General features: G+C 69.2%; 13 protein-coding genes. 7 read left to right on the forward strand and 6 right to left on the reverse strand.

The window, feature by feature from the left end:
- Nucleotides 1-15 precede the first annotated feature (15 nt).
- Complete coding sequence (gene mqo / locus BJF87_RS13905; RefSeq protein WP_035754111.1) at nt 16-1,542, reverse strand: malate dehydrogenase (quinone); 1,527 nt, start codon at nt 1,540-1,542, stop codon at nt 16-18.
- A 152-nt stretch (nt 1,543-1,694) separates the two neighbouring features.
- On the opposite strand from mqo, the gene BJF87_RS13910 reads away from it, so the two are divergent.
- Both BJF87_RS13910 and mtr read left to right on the forward strand, forming a co-directional pair.
- Entirely contained in the window at nt 1,695-2,756 is a 1,062-nt protein-coding gene (locus tag BJF87_RS13910; RefSeq protein WP_035754109.1) for an alpha/beta hydrolase, read from the forward strand.
- Nucleotides 2,753-4,150, forward strand: coding sequence for a mycothione reductase (gene mtr / locus BJF87_RS13915; protein WP_035754108.1), 1,398 nt, complete (start codon nt 2,753-2,755; stop codon nt 4,148-4,150). Before BJF87_RS13910 ends, mtr begins: the two co-directional genes overlap by 4 nt.
- Nucleotides 4,151-4,157: 7 nt before the next feature.
- Here mtr and BJF87_RS13920 read toward each other — a convergent pair whose 3' ends face one another.
- Together BJF87_RS13920 and BJF87_RS13925 are read right to left on the reverse strand one after the other, a co-directional pair.
- Nucleotides 4,158-4,961, reverse strand: coding sequence for an alpha/beta fold hydrolase (locus BJF87_RS13920; protein ID WP_081724851.1), 804 nt, complete (start codon nt 4,959-4,961; stop codon nt 4,158-4,160).
- A gap of 13 nt (nt 4,962-4,974) precedes the next feature.
- Entirely contained in the window at nt 4,975-6,552 is a 1,578-nt protein-coding gene (locus BJF87_RS13925; protein ID WP_187346507.1) for a cobyric acid synthase, read from the reverse strand.
- A 144-nt stretch (nt 6,553-6,696) separates the two neighbouring features.
- Between BJF87_RS13925 and BJF87_RS13930 the strand changes: the two genes are divergently transcribed.
- On the forward strand, nt 6,697-8,163 hold the full coding sequence (locus tag BJF87_RS13930; protein WP_262338963.1) for a serine/threonine-protein kinase: 1,467 nt from the start codon (nt 6,697-6,699) through the stop codon (nt 8,161-8,163).
- Nucleotides 8,151-8,885 carry a hypothetical protein gene (locus BJF87_RS26730; RefSeq protein ID WP_262338964.1) on the forward strand — a complete coding sequence of 245 codons (735 nt, stop codon included), beginning with the start codon at nt 8,151-8,153 and terminating at the stop codon, nt 8,883-8,885. Before BJF87_RS13930 ends, BJF87_RS26730 begins: the two co-directional genes overlap by 13 nt.
- A gap of 15 nt (nt 8,886-8,900) precedes the next feature.
- Here BJF87_RS26730 and map read toward each other — a convergent pair whose 3' ends face one another.
- Entirely contained in the window at nt 8,901-9,764 is an 864-nt protein-coding gene (gene map, locus BJF87_RS13935; RefSeq protein ID WP_042375891.1) for a type I methionyl aminopeptidase, read from the reverse strand.
- A 174-nt stretch (nt 9,765-9,938) separates the two neighbouring features.
- On the opposite strand from map, the gene BJF87_RS13940 reads away from it, so the two are divergent.
- Genes BJF87_RS13940 through BJF87_RS13950 form a run of 3 tightly spaced genes read left to right on the forward strand, consistent with a single transcriptional unit; the run spans nt 9,939 to nt 12,810 of the window.
- Nucleotides 9,939-10,916 carry a hemin ABC transporter substrate-binding protein gene (locus tag BJF87_RS13940; protein WP_042375910.1) on the forward strand — a complete coding sequence of 326 codons (978 nt, stop codon included), beginning with the start codon at nt 9,939-9,941 and terminating at the stop codon, nt 10,914-10,916.
- Nucleotides 10,913-12,022: an iron ABC transporter permease gene (locus tag BJF87_RS13945; protein ID WP_035754103.1), complete on the forward strand. Its 1,110-nt coding sequence runs from the start codon at nt 10,913-10,915 to the stop codon at nt 12,020-12,022. Before BJF87_RS13940 ends, BJF87_RS13945 begins: the two co-directional genes overlap by 4 nt.
- On the forward strand, nt 12,019-12,810 hold the full coding sequence (locus tag BJF87_RS13950) for a heme ABC transporter ATP-binding protein (protein WP_006359283.1): 792 nt from the start codon (nt 12,019-12,021) through the stop codon (nt 12,808-12,810). Before BJF87_RS13945 ends, BJF87_RS13950 begins: the two co-directional genes overlap by 4 nt.
- Here the strand turns inward: BJF87_RS13950 and BJF87_RS13955 are convergent.
- On the reverse strand, nt 12,807-14,645 hold the full coding sequence (locus BJF87_RS13955) for a penicillin-binding transpeptidase domain-containing protein (RefSeq protein WP_042375889.1): 1,839 nt from the start codon (nt 14,643-14,645) through the stop codon (nt 12,807-12,809). The two genes, BJF87_RS13950 and BJF87_RS13955, sit on opposite strands and share 4 nt — an antisense overlap.
- Before the next feature lie 82 nt (nt 14,646-14,727).
- A complete protein-coding gene (locus tag BJF87_RS13960; protein WP_035754163.1) occupies nt 14,728-15,564 on the reverse strand; it encodes a GNAT family N-acetyltransferase in 837 nt (278 codons plus the stop codon).
- Nucleotides 15,565-15,619 lie beyond the last annotated feature (55 nt).

Here is a 15,619-nt window from a genome sequence, read left to right on the forward strand (position 1 = left end):
GTTGACCGCCCGGGATCACCCCGCGGTGGCGGGGGCGAGCGCGTCGGTCTGGACGGTGCTCGCATCGCGACCGGTCAGCCGCAGGGACTTGTTGGTCCAATCCCACACCTGTCGGTACAGGTCACGGTTGTCGTTGAGCGTCTGACCGAACGACGGGATGATCTCGGTGAGCTTCGGCGACCAGCCGGCGTATTCGGCCGGGAAGCACTTCTCGAGCACCGAGAGCATCGCCGGAACCGCGGTCGAGGCACCCGGGGACGCACCGAGCAGGCCGGACATGGTGCCGTCCTCGGAGGTCACCACGGCCGTACCGAACTCGAGTTTGCCGCCGACACCCGTCTTGCGAATGACCTGGACGCGCTGACCTGCGGTGATGAGCTCCCAGTCGGCTCCGAGCGCACGCGGCACGAACTCCGACAGCGTGTTGACGCGGTCGGCCTTGTTCGCGGCGAGCTCGCTGATGAGGTACTTGAGCAGGCCGAACTCCTGCGGCGCGATCGAGACCATCGGCAGCAGGTTGCCGGGCTTGATCGAGGCGGGCAGGTCGGTGATCTTTCCCGACTTGAGGAACTTGGGCGACCAGCCGGCGTACGGGCCGAACAGCAGGCCCGGCTTGTGGTTGATCACACGGGTGTCGAGGTGCGGCACCGACATCGGCGGTGCGCCGACGGCGGCCTGGCCGTAGACCTTGGCCTGGTGCTCACCGATGAGGTCGGGGTTGGTGCAGCGGAAGAACTCGCCCGAGACCGGGAAGCCACCGAAGCCCTTGGCCTCCTTGATGCCCGACTTCTGCAGCAGGTGCAGCGCACCGCCGCCGGCGCCGACGAAGACGAACTTCGCATGGACTTTCAGGACGTCGCCGGTGCGGCCGTTGCGGACCTTGACGATCCAGCTGCCGTCGGACTGCTTGGACAGGTTGGTCACCGAGTGACCGAAGTAGATGTCGGCGCCCTGCGCGACATAGTTGAGCAGCTGCTGGGTCAGCGCGCCGAAGTCTACGTCGGTGCCCTGGTCGAACCAGTTCAGCGCGACCGGGTCGGAGAAGTCGCGACCGGCCGACATCAGCGGGAGACGCTTGGTGAACTCGGCGGGATCGTCGATGAACTCCATGCCCTCGAACAGGGTCTGTCCTGCGAGGTTGTCGTAGCGCTTGCGCAGGTACTTCACGCCGGCGTCGCCGTGGGTGAAGGCGACGTGCGGGATCGGGTTGATGAACTCCGAGGGATCGCCGAGGATGCCCTTGTCGACCGCATGTGCCCAGAACTGACGCGACACCTGGAACTGCTCGTTGATGTTGAGCGCCTTGGTGATGTCGACGTCGCCGTCGGCGGTCTTGGGCGTGTAGTTGAGCTCACACAGCGCCGAGTGCCCGGTGCCCGCGTTGTTCCACGGGTCGCTGCTCTCCGCCGCAGCGGCGTCGAGCCGTTCGAACAGGCTGATGGACCAATCGGGCTGCAGCTGACGGAGCAGCGCTCCCAGGGTGGCACTCATGATGCCTGCACCCACCAACGCCACGTCGGTCTTGATCACCGTTTTCGACACCTGGACTCCACTTCAACCTGATCAACGATCTCTACATCGGCCATTGTCCAGCATGGCACGTCCTGTCACAGAATCGACCTGCTCAACTGTGGCATCCGTGACACTTCCGCGGCGTCCCCTGCCCGAGCAGACGGGTCACTAAGCTGGCTGCTGTGAGCGTATCCGCAGGCACCGGCTGGCAACCCGACCGCTTCCTGGACCACTACCAACTCCGCACCATCCCGCTGGGCGACGATCCGGACGGGGAATCACCCGTCACCGCGACCCTGATCCGCCGCGCCGAGGCGGGTGCGCGGATCGCCGGTCCGCGGCCCGTGGCCGGCGCGGTGCTCTATGTCCACGGCTTCACCGACTACTTCTTCCACGAGCCGCTGGCCGATTTCTTCACCGCCCGCGGCTACGCGTTCTACGCGATCGACCTGCGTAAGTGCGGACGGTCGCGGGAGAGCCACCACACCGCCCACTTCACGACGGACCTCGCTCGATACGACGAGGAACTCGGCCTCGCGCTCGAGCTGATCGCCGAGGAGGTGGGTGCGGACACCCGCACGATCATCGCCGGACATTCGACGGGTGGCCTGATCACCGCGCTGTGGCTCGACCGGCTGCGCGAGCAGGACCCGGCCCGGCACGGGCTCGTCGACGGCCTGCTGCTCAACTCGCCGTGGCTGGATCTCCAGGGCGACGCCGTCCTGCGGACGCTGCCGGTGACGATGCTGATCAAGGCGGTGGCCGCGGTGCAACCCACCCGCGTGATCCCGCAGGAACTCTCCTCGGCCTACGGCGAGAGTCTTCACGAGAGTGCGCACGGCGAGTGGAGTTACGACCTCGCCCTCAAACCGATGGGCGGTTTTCCGGTCACCTTCGGGTTCCTGAACGCCGTCCGCAGCGGGCAACGGCGGCTGCACCGCGGCATCGACGTCGGCACGCCGGCACTCGTGTTGCGGTCGGACAAGACCCATTTCGCGAAAAGCTACTCGGCGTCGACCGATCGCGCCGACGTCGTCCTCGACGTCCGCCAGATCGCCCGCTGGAGCGGCTGCCTCGGCGGACGCGTGTCGACCGTCCCCATCCCCGATGCCCGCCACGACGTCTTCCTCTCCGTGCCACATGCGCGTGAGCAGGCCTATCGCGAGGTCGACGACTGGCTCACCCACACCATCCGGCCCGCCACCGAATCCTCGGAAACCAGTAGGAAAGAGAGCACCCTATGACCGCCACGCAGGTCGTCGACCTGGCCATCATCGGCTCCGGCAGCGGCAACTCCATCCCCGACGAGCGCTACGTCGACAAGACGATCGCCATCTTCGAGGAAGGCGTGTACGGCGGCACCTGCCTCAACGTCGGCTGCATCCCGACCAAGATGTTCGTCTACGCGGCGGAGGTCGCCGAGATCGCCACGCAGGGAGCACGTCTCGGTGTGCACGCCAAGGTGGACTCGGTGGACTGGCCCGGCATCGTCGAGCGCGTGTTCGGACGGATCGACCCGATCTCCGAGGGCGGCAAGGAATATCGCGTCGACCGGTGCGAGAACATCACCGTGTACAGCTCCCATGTCGAGTTCGACGGCCGGGACGATGACGGCCTCTACCGTCTCGTCACCGCCGACGGTGCAACGGTTCTCGCGCGCGAGGTCGTCCTGGCCGCCGGCTCCCGCGCGGTCATCCCACCGGTCATCGCCGATTCCGGCGTCACGTACTACACCAACAACGACGTGATGCGGCTGCCGGAACTGCCGGAGCGACTCGTCATCGTCGGCAGCGGTTACATCGCAGCCGAATTCGCGCATGTCTTCGGTGCCCTCGGTTCCAAGGTGTCGATCATCGCCCGCGGCCCCGCGCTGCTGCGGAAACAGGACGCCGACATCTCCAACCGCTTCACCCAGGTGGCGAAGGAGAAGTGGGACGTCCACCTCGACACCGGGATCACCGGTGCGGAGGATCTGCCCGACGGCGGGGTACGCCTGCAGTTCGACGACGGGACCCAACTGGAGGCCGATGTCCTGCTCGTCGCCACCGGCCGGAAACCCAACGGCGACCGCCTCAATCTGTCCTCGGTCGGCATCGAACTCGACGAGGAGGGCCGGGTGCGCTGCGACACTCGCGGCCGCACCGCCGCGCGCGGGGTGTGGACGCTCGGCGACGTCAGCTCGCCCTACCAGCTCAAGCACGTCGCCAACCACGAGGAGCGGGTGGTGCAGGCCAACCTGCTCAAAGGTTGGGACGCAGACGATCTCGTCGAATTCGACCACCGGTTCGTCCCCGCGGCCGTTTTCACGCACCCGCAGATCGCCTCGGTCGGGATGACCGAGGACGAGGCCCGCGACGCCGGGTACGACATCACGGTCAAGGTCCAGGCCTACGGTGACGTCGCCTACGGCTGGGCGATGGAGGACACCACCGGCTTCTGCAAGGTGATCGCCGAACGCGGCACCGGCAAGATCCTCGGCACGCACATCATCGGCCCGCAGGCCCCGACCGTGATCCAGCCGGTCATCCAGGCGATGTCCTTCGGCCAGACCGCCCTCGAGGTCGCCAAGGGGCAGTACTGGATCCACCCGGCGATGCCCGAGGTGCTCGAGAACGCGCTGTTGGGTCTGGAGATCTAGTGGCGATCTAGAACACCGTCGACCGCAGGGCGATCTCGCTGGCCAGTTCGGCGGGAGCGTTCTGCGGAATCCAGTGGTCGACGCCGGCCAGTTCGCAGAACCGGAAGTCGGAGTAGGCGTACCGGCCGCTGCCCTGCGCCTGCTCACGGCCGAGCGCGGCGTCGGCGTCGCTCCAGACGAGCGTCGTCGGGATCTCCACCGGCGGGCACGCCATGGTGCCCTTGATGTCGCCGACGAAGTTGGCCCGGTACCAGTTCAATGCAGCCCGCAGGGCGCCCGGTTCGCGCAGCGGGGCGAGCTCATCGGCGGTGACCCCGGCCGCGCGCAGCTTGGCGCCGTCGTCGGCGAGGAGTGTCTCCTCGGCGCCGTCGGCGACGAAATCGAGGATGTAGGACGATCGTTCGCGCTGATCGCTCGCCGCGAGTGCATCCCGCATCGCCGACGGGTGGCCGGTGCTGGCGACCACCAGACCGGTGAACCGGTCGGGGTACTTGCCCGCGAGATGCCACGCGACGATGCCGCCCCAGTCGTGCCCGACGAGGATCGCGTACCCGACCTTCAGTTCGTCGAGCACGGCGATCACATCCGACACCAGGTGGCTGAGGTGATAGTCCTCGACGGCCTCGGGTCGTGCGCCGGGGCTGTAGCCGCGCTGGTTCAGGACCAACGTCCGCAGGCCCGATTCGTGGAGTCGCGGGAGCACCGCGTCGTAGCAGGATCCGTCCACCGGGAATCCGTGAAGCAGCAGGACCCACGGGCCCCGTTCCGGTCCCCCGATCCGGACGTCGAAGGTGAGGCCGTTGACGGTCACCTGACGCTGATCTTCAGTCATTGGGCCACGATAGCGTCTGCGCCGAACCGGTGTCGGGGTCCAGGTGATGGCGGATGACGGACGCCGACACGGGCGGACCGTCCTCGATGAGATGCATCACCGCGTCCATGTCGAGATGCTCGCTGACCAGGTCGGCCATCGTGTCGACCTGTCGCCGCCGGATCGCCTCCACCTCGGTGTCGCCCGCGACCCGGAAGTCCGGCACACCGGCCTCGGCGGCCACCTCGGTGAGCAGCCGACGCCGAAAGGCGTCGTTGGCCAGCAGTCCGTGCCAGTGCGTCCCACGGATCGCGCCTCGCACCGCACCTTCGGGACCCGCGGCGTCGTCGACGATCCAGGTGTCCTCCCGCGACCCGACGACCCGCCCGTGGTGGATCTCGTAACCGCTGATCACCTCTCCACCGCGGCTGGTGCCGCTGACCTGACGCAACGTCTTGTCGGTGGCGAAGGAGATGTCGAGATCGAACACACCGAGGCCGTCGACGCGGCCACGACCGGATTCGATCGCGTCGTCGATGGTGCGGGCCAGCATCTGGAAACCCCCGCAGATGGCGACGACCGGGGCGCCCCGGGCCGCGCGGGCGGTGACCACGTCGGCGATCCCGCGGTCGCGCATCCAGGCGAGGTCGGAGACCGTGGCACGGGTTCCCGGGATCACCACCAGGTCGGCGGCGGCGACACTGCCCGGGTCGTCGACCCAGGTCACGTCGACGCCCGGTTCGCAGGCGAGCGCCTCGACGTCGGTGGAGTTGGAGATGCGGGGCAACCGGATCGCGGCGACGCGGAGCCGCGCGCCCGGACCGGCCGGGTTCAGCGGCGGTCCGACCCGCCGGCCGACGGGCGCCGCCAGGGAGTCCTCGGCGTCGAGCCACAGGTCGTCGGCGAACGGCAGGACACCGAGGGTCGGGCGGCCGGTGATCTCCTCGACCTGCCGGAGCCCGGGTTCGAGGATGCTCGGGTCGCCCCGGAACTTGTTGACGACGTAGCCCGCGATCAGCGCCTGGTCTGCGGGTTCGAGGATCGCGGTGGTGCCGAACAGCGACGCCAACGAGCCACCGCGGTCGATGTCGGTGACCAGCAGCACCGGGAGCCGTGCGGCCTGCGCGAGCCCCATGTTGGCGATGTCGTTGCGGCGGAGGTTGATCTCGGCGACCGAACCCGCTCCCTCACAGAGCACGACGTCGAAGTCGCGGCGGAGCGCGGCGAGCTCCTCGGTGACGACCTCCCTCAGCCGGGACCGCCAGGCCATGTAGTCCCGGGCACCGACGTCCCCGGCCGGGCGCCCTCGCAGCACGACATGGGAGCGCCGGTCGCTGCCGGGTTTCAGCAGAACAGGATTGAACCGCGTCGAGGGTTCGAGCCCGCAGGCGAAGGCCTGCAGGGCCTGGGCGCGGCCGATCTCACCGCCGTCGAGCGTCACCACCGAGTTGTTGGACATGTTCTGCGCCTTGAACGGCGCGACCCGGACGCCGTCGCGCGCGAGAGCACGACAGAGACCTGCGACGAGGAGACTCTTACCGGCGTCACTACTGGTCCCGCCCACGAGCAACGCACCACCGAGATCGGCCACCACGACAGCGTAGTGGTGGGGTCGTTCACACGACGCACCACTTGCCTCGCCGGCCGCTCCGGCTGGTTACAGTGACGGCAACGCCTGCGAGGGCGTGGCCGGGAGGGCCTGTGCGAGCAGGTCGGGACAGGGGGGTCGTCGGGCGTGGAGATCGTGGAACCCGGATCGGTGTTCGCCGGGTATCGCGTGGTCTCCCTGCTCGGGCGCGGCGGGATGGGCCAGGTCTGGCTCGTCGAACACCCGACACTGGGCCGTCGCGAGGCCCTGAAGATCATCTCGCCGAATCCTGCGGACCCCAGCTTCCACGAGCGGTTCCGCAACGAGGCCCGGACAGCGGCGGCCCTCGATCACCCGGGCATCGTCACCGTCTTCACCCACGGCGTCGAGCACGGCAGCCCGTGGTTCTCGATGACCTACCTCGACGGCAAAGACCTCACCGGCGCCGGCCCGATGCCCGTCGACGAGGTCGTCACCATCGCCGGTCGCGTCGCCGACGCTCTCGACTACGCGCATGGTCAGCGGGTCATCCACCGCGACATCAAGCCGGCGAACATCGTCGTCGCCCGCGGACCGGACGGCCGCATCACCCGCGTCACGGTTCTCGACTTCGGTATCGCCCGACTGGTCGACGGCAACAAGATGACCGCGACCAACCTGTTCGTCGGCACCCTGGCCTACGCCGCCCCCGAGCTGCTCACCGGCGAGGCCGCGATCCCCGCCTCGGACCAGTACGCCCTGGCCTGCACCGTCTTCCAGCTGCTCACCGGCCGTCAGCCGTTCCCGGGCACGACGCCGATGGCACTCATCTCGGGTCACGTGAACTCCCCCGTGCCCCGGCCGTCGGACCACGATCCGGCTCTGCCGCATCTCGATCCGGTCTTCGCCCGGGCGCTGGCCAAGCAGCCCGGCGACCGGTTCGCCTCGTGCACGGACTTCGCGCGGGCACTCGAGCAGGCGGCGGCCGCGGGCCCGCGTCGTGCGGCGCCCACCACGCCGGCCCCGGCGTTTCCGCCACGCGTCGGCCATCACCCTCCGGCTCGGCAACACCCGCCTACCCGGCAGCGCCCCCCGCTCCCGCCACCGGGCTACCACCCGCACCGGCCACACACCTCGGCCCCGGTCTTCGCCGGCGGCTTCACCCCGGCACCGTCCGAGAAGCGCACCGGACTCCTCGTCGGCGTCGGCGCCGGTGTCTTCGTCCTCGTCCTGGCGCTCGTGATCACCGCGATCGTCCTGGTCGGCTCCGACGACGCCCCGGCGACCACGACCTCAGGGACCTCGACGCCTTCGCGTTCGTCCGCCGGATCGACCAGTGCCACAACGGGTTCGGGCGACTTCGAGTCCATCGCCTCGAGCGGCGACAGCACCTGCGCGGTGCGTGGCGGCGAGCTGTTCTGCTGGGGCGGAAACCTGTACGGCACCCTCGGCGACGGTTCGACGACGGACCGGGCGCGCCCGGAGAAGGTGTCCGGTCTCGAGGACGTGTCGGCGGTCGGCATGGGCGGCTCGGTAGAACCTGCGCGATCGCCTCGGGCGACCTCTACTGCTGGGGCCAGGGTGCCGGGCCGACCGCCCAGAACGTCACGCTGCCGACCAAGGTGTCCGGCCTGACCGACGTGAGAGCGGTGGCCGTCGGCCTCACCACCTGCGCGATCAGCTCCGGCGACCTCTACTGCTGGGGCAACAATCTCAACGGGCAGACCGGTGCGGGCACCGACCCCACCATCCCCACCCCGACGCGGGTCTCGGGTCTGTCCGATGTCACGGCGGTCTCGACCTCGCACACGACGACCTGTGCCATCGCCGCAGGCTCCGCCTACTGCTGGGGCAACAACGCCGACGGGCAGGTCGGCGATGGCACCACCACCAACCGGCCCACCCCGACCAGGCTCGACCTGGACTCCCCCTCCTCGATCAGCACGAGTCTCTATTCGACGTGCGCGGTGGCGAACGGTTCCGGCGGCTCGGGGACCGTGTTCTGCTGGGGCGAGAACGGTTCCGGTCAACTCGGCGACGGCACCGAGGTCAGCCGACAGCGACCGACCCCGATCGATGTGCGGGGCGCGACACAGGTCTCCACCGCGGGTTACGCCGCCTGCGCCGCGGCGAGCGGTTCCGCCTACTGCTGGGGTTCGCGGAGCACGCTCCCCGACCACGCCCCGAGCCGGATCAACGGGCTGTCGGGCGTCACCCAGGTGACCACCGGCTCGGCCAACGTCTGCGCGGTCGCGGGCGCCGAGATGTACTGCTGGGGACTCAACGGCAAGGGACAGCTCGGCAACGGGACCACGACGACCAGCAACGAGCCGCAGCCCGTGCGCTTCCCGGCCTAGTCAGGGGAATGCCGATCAGGCGTCCGGCAGGGTCAGGATCTCTGCGCCGTCCTCGGTGACCACGAGGGTGTGTTCGAACTGCGCGGTCCACTTCCGGTCGGCGGTCACCACGGTCCAGCCGTCGTCCCACATCTCCCAGGCGAGGCCGCCGAGGTTGATCATCGGCTCGATGGTGAACACCATGCCGGGTTCGAGGACGGTGTCGACGTTGGGCTCGTCGTAGTGCAGCACCACGAGCCCGTTGTGGAAGGTCTCGCCGATGCCGTGCCCGGTGAAGTCGCGGACGACGCTGTAGCCGAAGCGATTCGCGTACGCCTCGATGACGCGACCGACGACGTTGAGTTCGCGTCCCGGCTTGACCGCCTTGATCGCCCGCTCGGTGGCGGTACGGGTGCGCTCGACGAGATCCACGACCTCCTGCTCGACGTCCCCGGCGAGGAAGGTCGCGTTGGTGTCGCCGTGCACGCCGTCGATGTAGGCGGTGACGTCGATGTTGACGATGTCGCCGTCGGCGATGACGGTCGAGTCCGGGATGCCGTGACAGATCACCTCGTTGAGCGAGGTGCAGCAGGACTTCGGGAAGTCCTTGTAGCCCAGCGTCGACGGGTAGGCGCCGTGGTCGACCATGTACTCGTGCGCGATCCGGTCCAGTTCATCGGTCGTCACGCCGGGTGCGACGGCCTTGCCGGCCTCGGCGAGCGCATTCGCGGCGATCTTGCCGGCGAGGCGCATCTTCTCGATGGTCTCCGGCGTCTGCACCCAGGGTTCGTGGCCCTCGTTCACGGTGGGTTTCCACACGTATTCCGGCCGCTCGATGAAGTCGGGCACGGTCCGGATCGGCGTCGGGGTACCGGGGGTCAGGACACTGCGAACTGGCATGCGAACCACTTTATCCGCCCGTCCGAGGAGGACCGGCGCGCGGACGGCAAGCTCGCGACAACTAAGCTCGCCCTAAGACTTCCACGCCACTGGGCGTCGGAAACCGATTCGAAGGTGGTGACGGTGGGCGCGTCGATCAGATCGGTGCGGGCCTTGCTGGTGGTGGTCCTCACCATGGTGACCGTCTCGGCGTGCTTCGTCACCCCGATCGAACAGGACCGGCACTCCCCCGGTGCGCACCTTCGCAACGGGCCGCAGACGGCCGCCCTCGACGGAAACGACGTGACACCCGTCGCCGACGATCCGAGATCGGCACTGCCGGTCACCGTCGATTCCGTTCGCTACGGACCGGTGACCGTGACCGACACCAGCCGGATCATCGCCGTCGACGTCAGCGGCACCCTCGGCAGCATCGTCTTCGCTCTCGGCATGGGCTCGCGGGTCGTCGGCCGCGACACCTCGACGGCCTTCCCGTCCGCGATCGGACTCCCGGTGGTGACGAACCGCGGGCACAGCCTCAACGCCGAATCCGTTCTGGCCCTTGCACCGACGGTCCTGCTGGTCAGCGAGTCGACGGTACCGGTGACCGCGGTGGACCAGATCCGCGACTCCGGGGTCACCGTCGTGGTGTTCCCCGCCACTCGCGACCTCGCGTCCAACGACACGTTGATGCGGTCGGTCGCCAAGGCACTCGGCGTTCCCGAGGCGGGTGAGAAGCTCGTCGACCGCACCGATGCGCAGATCGAGGCGGCCCGCGATCTCGTCCCCGACCCCTCCGGCGACCCGACGATGGCCTTCCTCTACATCCGCGGCCGCAATCTCCTGCTCCTCGCCGGTCCCGGTTCGGGCGCCGACGATCTGATCGCCGAACTCGGCGGCCGGGACGCCGGTGAGGCGGCCCGGCTCACCGGTGCGTTCACCGCCGTCACCGCCGAGTCGATGATCACCGCCGACCCCGACGTCCTCATCGTCATGACCCAGGGCGCCGACACCGTCGGCGGACCCGACGGGGTGCTGACGCTTCCCGGGATCGCCGACACCGAGGCGGGCCGCAACCGCCGCGTCGTGCAGATGGACGAGAGCAAGATCCTGGCCTTCGGCCCCGATGTCGGACTCGTCCTCTCGGCGCTGGCGAAGGCGATCTACACGTGAGCATCCCGACCGCCGAGACCAGGACCGACGCCGCGGCACCAGTCGCCGCCCGCTCGCACCGGATGCGCAACACCGTCGTCGTCGCCGTGATGCTTCTCGCGACCGCGACGCTCGCGATCGTCTCCGCCGGGATCGGTCAGGTGGAGATCCCACCGTTGGAGGTGCTCGGCAGCATCGCGCACCACTTCCACCTCGAGATCGGGCCGCTGCCCTCACATCCCAACGGCGAAGGGGCGCTCTGGAACGTCCGGTTCCCGCGCATCGTGCTCGGACTGTTCGTCGGTGCCGCACTCGGCGCCGCGGGGTGCCTGCTGCAGGGCGTCCTCGCCAATCCGCTCGCCGAGCCGAGCATCATCGGGGTGTCCTCCGGGTCGGCCATCGGCGCCTGCCTGGTGATCGTCCTCGCGGGTGGATCGGCGGGAGCCGGTGGGGCCGCCGGGAACTGGGCGCTGGCCGGCGCGGCCTTCCTCTTCGGACTCGTCACCGCCGCCGCGGTCTACCTGCTCTCGCTGCGCGACGGATCGTCGTCGGCGATCATGCTGGTGCTGACCGGTATCGCGGTGAACGCGTTCGCCGCGGGCGTCATTGCCTTCCTGACCTTCGTCGCCTCCACCGCCGCCCGCGAGCAGATCATCTTCTGGCAGCTCGGTTCGCTGGCCGGCCGCACCTGGAGCGAGATCTGGGTGGTGGCGCCACTCGTGGTCGTGGGCGTCGCCGCCTGCGTACTGCTGGTCCACAAACTCGACCTGCTCGCCCTCGGTGAGATCCAGGCGGCGTCGCTCGGCGTCAACGTGGAATCGGTTCGACGTCAGGCGATCGTGCTGACCGCGATCCTCACCGCCGCGGCCGTCGCCTTCGCCGGGATCATCGCCTTCGTCGGCCTCGTGGTCCCGCACGTGATGCGACTCATCGTCGGCCCCAAACACTCGATCCTGCTGCCCACCAGCGTGATCGGTGGCGCGCTGGTCATCACCGGCGCCGACCTCGCGGCCCGCACGATACTCGGCGACGCCGACCTCCCCCTCGGCATGTTCACCGCACTGATCGGCGGGCCGGTCTTCTTCATTCTGCTGCGCCGCAGCCGTCGTGCGGGAGCGGGCTGGTGACCGCCGTCGTGCAACCCCCGGGTACGCCGGGCATCGCCGCCGAGAGCGTCCGGGTCGAGCTCGGCGGCCGTGAGGTCGTCCGCGGTGTGTCCCTGGAGGTCCATGCCGGCGAACTCGTCGCGCTGGTCGGCCCCAACGGATGCGGCAAATCGACGCTGCTGTCGGTGTTGTCGGGCACGCGTCCCCCGAAGAGCGGTCGCGTGACCATCGACGGACGGGACGTGTCGACCACCTCGCTGCGCGAGCTCGCACGACACCGCAGCGTGGTCACCCAGCAGAACCGCGTGGACACCCCGTTCACCGTTGCCGAGGTCGTCGCCATGGGCCGCTATCCCTGGTTGCGGACCCCGCGGGCCGCCGACTCCCCCGCGGTCATCGCCGACGCCGTCGACCTGTGCGAACTCTCCGACATCGTCGACCGCCCCTTCGCCCAGCTGTCCGGCGGACAGCAGGCCCGGGTGTCGCTGGCGCGGGCGCTGGCCCAGGACACCCCGGTGATGATGCTCGACGAGCCGACCGCCGCCCTCGACATCCACCACCAGGAACAGGTCCTCGAGATCCTGCGCATCCACCGCGATGCCGGAAACGCCGTGCTGCTCGTCGTGCACGACCTGACCCTCGCCGCGGCTTACGCCGACCGCATCGCGGTGATGAAACACGGTGAGCTGCTCGCCATCGGTTCCACCGACGAGGTGATGACGGCCGAACTGCTGAGCCGCACCTACGACCATCCGGTCGAGGTCATCGACCACGGCGGGCGCCGGGTGATCCTGCCCGAACGCAGCTAGGGCGTACGGATCGCGTACCCCGGGCCCAGCCCGTCGAAGAAGTCGCGGGTGACGGCGACCGCGTTGTTCGAGTCGCCACCGCGGACGACGAGCGTCGCGAAGGCGATGTCGCCGCGGTAGCCGGCGAACCAGGCGTGTGATCCGCCGGCGAATTCGGCCTCACCGGTCTTGCCGAACACCGCTCCGCGACCGTCGATGACCGACGCGGTACCGCTGGTGATGACCGCGCGCATCATCGGCCGCAGTTGCTGGTAGACCTCCGGCGGCATCGTCGGGGTCGGCCCCTCGATTTCGGTGGGCTTGTCCAGGATCAGTTGCGGCACCGGGGCTTTGGAACCGTTGGCGACGGTTGCGGCGACGAGCGCCAGGCCGAGGGGTGACACCAGCACCTTGCCCTGGCCGAAGCCGTCCTCGCTGCGTGCGACCAGTTCGTTCTCGATGGGCACCGACCCGGACACCGCGTCGAGGCCGGCGATCGAGTACCGCTGACCGATCCCCATCGCCGCGGCGGCGTGGGCGAGGTCCGACGGACCCATCTGGCTGGCGAGCTTGGCGAACGTGGTGTTGCAGGACGCGGCGAACGCCTGCAGCATCGACACCGTGCCGAGCGAGAAGCCGTTGTAGTTCGGGATCAGGCGCGGACCGATCTGGATCTCCCCCGGGCAGCCGACGGTGGTGTCGGGTCCGGCCATCTTGCGGTTGATGGCGGCAGCCGCGGTGACCATCTTGAAGGTCGAACCGGGCGGGTACAGGCCGGTCGTCGCGATCGGACCCTGCCGGTCGGCGTTGGGGTTCTGTGCGACGGCGAGGATTCGGCCGGTGGACGGCTGCACGACGACCATCGCGACCTGGAACCTGTTGGCGGCGTTGACCGCTCGCTGAGCGGCGTTCTGCACGGTCCGCGACAGGCTGAGCGACACGGCGGGCGACGGGTCGGCGTCGTGGTCGGCCAGCACGTCGGCGTCGAGTCCGTTGGGGTTCACCGAGACCACCCGCCAGCCGGCACGTCCGGCGACCTCGCCGTCGACGACCTTCTTGACCTCGGTCAGCAGCGCCGGCGCGAACTTCGGGTCCTTGGGGACCAGCTCGGCCTGTTCGTTGGTGACGACGCCGGGGATCGCGAGCTGGTCGCGCAGCCGGTCGAACTGGGCGTGGGTGAGGCGGGCCAGTGGATACTGCTGACCGTTCGAGGTGACCTGTTCGGTGATCAGCTGCTCGTCGAGGTCGCGGTTGAACCGACGCAGCACGGCGACCGCGCTCGTGACCGAGGACGCGACCGAGGCCCCCAGTTCGGTGGCCTTCTCCGGGTCGAAGTTCACGCCGACGACAGTGCCGTTGACCATGACCTCCGAACCGTCGGCCTCGTTCACCGTCGCCCGGGGCGCCTCGATGATCTGCAGCGAGAGTCGTTGGTCGGCGCCGAGTTTCGGATGGACCGCGGTCGACGCCCAGCGCACCGCCCAGCCGGAGTCGGATCGGCCCAGGCGCAGCGTCGCGTCGTACGACCAGTCACGACCGCGCGGCAGCGCCCAGGTGTAGTCGACCTGCACCTCGGCGGTGTCACCGGTGACGCGGACCCGGCCGGCTTTCGCCTCGAGCTCTTCCGCGGCGAGTCCCGACCACGCCGACTCCATCGCCGAGCGGGAGGTCTGCGGCACGTCGGTGAGGGCGGCCGCGGCGTCGAGTTCCTGTTGCGAGTACGCCTCGAGGAATCGTTCTGCGGCCCGGCGCGGGCCGTCGTCCTCCGCGGACGAGCAGGCGGCGGTCGCGGTGATCACGACAGCACAGACCGCGACGATCACCGCCGGGGTCCATCGAGTTCGCGTGCGCCACATCGCGGTCGAGTCTAGGGCCGCGACGGGCCGATCCCGGGAAGCCACGCGGGAGGCCACGGTGTGACGTCGCCCGGAGATCCGTTCAGTCGACGAGGACGGTCGCGAAGGTACCGACCTCGGTGAACCCGATACGGTCGTACACCGCACGGGCGGTCTCGTTGAAGCTGTTGACGTACAGGCTCGGAAGTCGTCCGTGGGCGGCGACCGCCTCGGCGACGGCCGCGGTGCCACCCAGGCCCAGACCCTCACCGCGTCGGTCCGGCGACACCCACACACCCTGGATCTGGCCGACGCGCCGGGACAGCGACCCGATCTCCGCCTTGAACACGACATCGGGACCGTCGAAACGCGCGAAGACACGTTGCGCCGAGATCAGCGACGCCAGCCGTCTGCGATACGAACGTCCGCCGTCGCCGGCCGTCGGGTCGACGCCGACCTCACCGATGAACATGTCGACCGCGGCCGGCATGTAGGCGTCGAGATCGTCGAGGGTCACCAGCCGCACGGCCGGATCCGACGGGACCGCCGGATTCCCGGACAGGACCAGCAGCGGCTGGACCGGACGTACCTCTCGCGCCGGACCCCAAACGGGCTCGATCTGCTGCCACATCGGCAACACCAGGTCGGCGCGGCCGACGATCGACGAGCAGGCGCGGGGTGCGGCGACCGCGCGATCGGAGAAGTAGTCGAGGTCGTCGGCGGACCCGATCAGCGGGATCAGGTTGGCGCCGGAGAAGCACAGCGACGTCGACGGATCGTGCGCGGTCCAGAGTTCACCGCCGAGCAGGCGCGGGTTGATGCCGTGGGTTTCGAACCTCGCGGCGACCATGCACATCGCCACCGGGTCGGACATGAGGACGCGTTCGACGGCCGCCGAGTCACGCGCGCCGAGCGGTTTGTCGCCCAGTAGCTTCAGCACCACCGCTCCTCACTTCCCCATGGGGACTCGCGACAGCGCCCGTTCGGTTCGGGTC

Origin of the sequence: Gordonia sp. CNJ-863, from assembly GCF_001942325.1 — a bacterium.
In the GTDB taxonomy this organism is placed as follows: domain Bacteria; phylum Actinomycetota; class Actinomycetes; order Mycobacteriales; family Mycobacteriaceae; genus Gordonia; species Gordonia alkanivorans.

What these genes read in the sequence shown, in the direction of transcription:
- mtr (WP_035754108.1), top strand. Translation starts at nt 2,753, where the DNA reads ATGACCGCCACGCAGGTCGTCGACCTGGCCATCATCGGCTCCGGCAGC.
- map (WP_042375891.1), bottom strand. Translation starts at nt 9,764, where the DNA reads ATGCCAGTTCGCAGTGTCCTGACCCCCGGTACCCCGACGCCGATCCGG.
- BJF87_RS13940 (WP_042375910.1), top strand. Translation starts at nt 9,939, where the DNA reads ATGGTGACCGTCTCGGCGTGCTTCGTCACCCCGATCGAACAGGACCGG.
- BJF87_RS13955 (WP_042375889.1), bottom strand. Translation starts at nt 14,645, where the DNA reads ATGTGGCGCACGCGAACTCGATGGACCCCGGCGGTGATCGTCGCGGTC.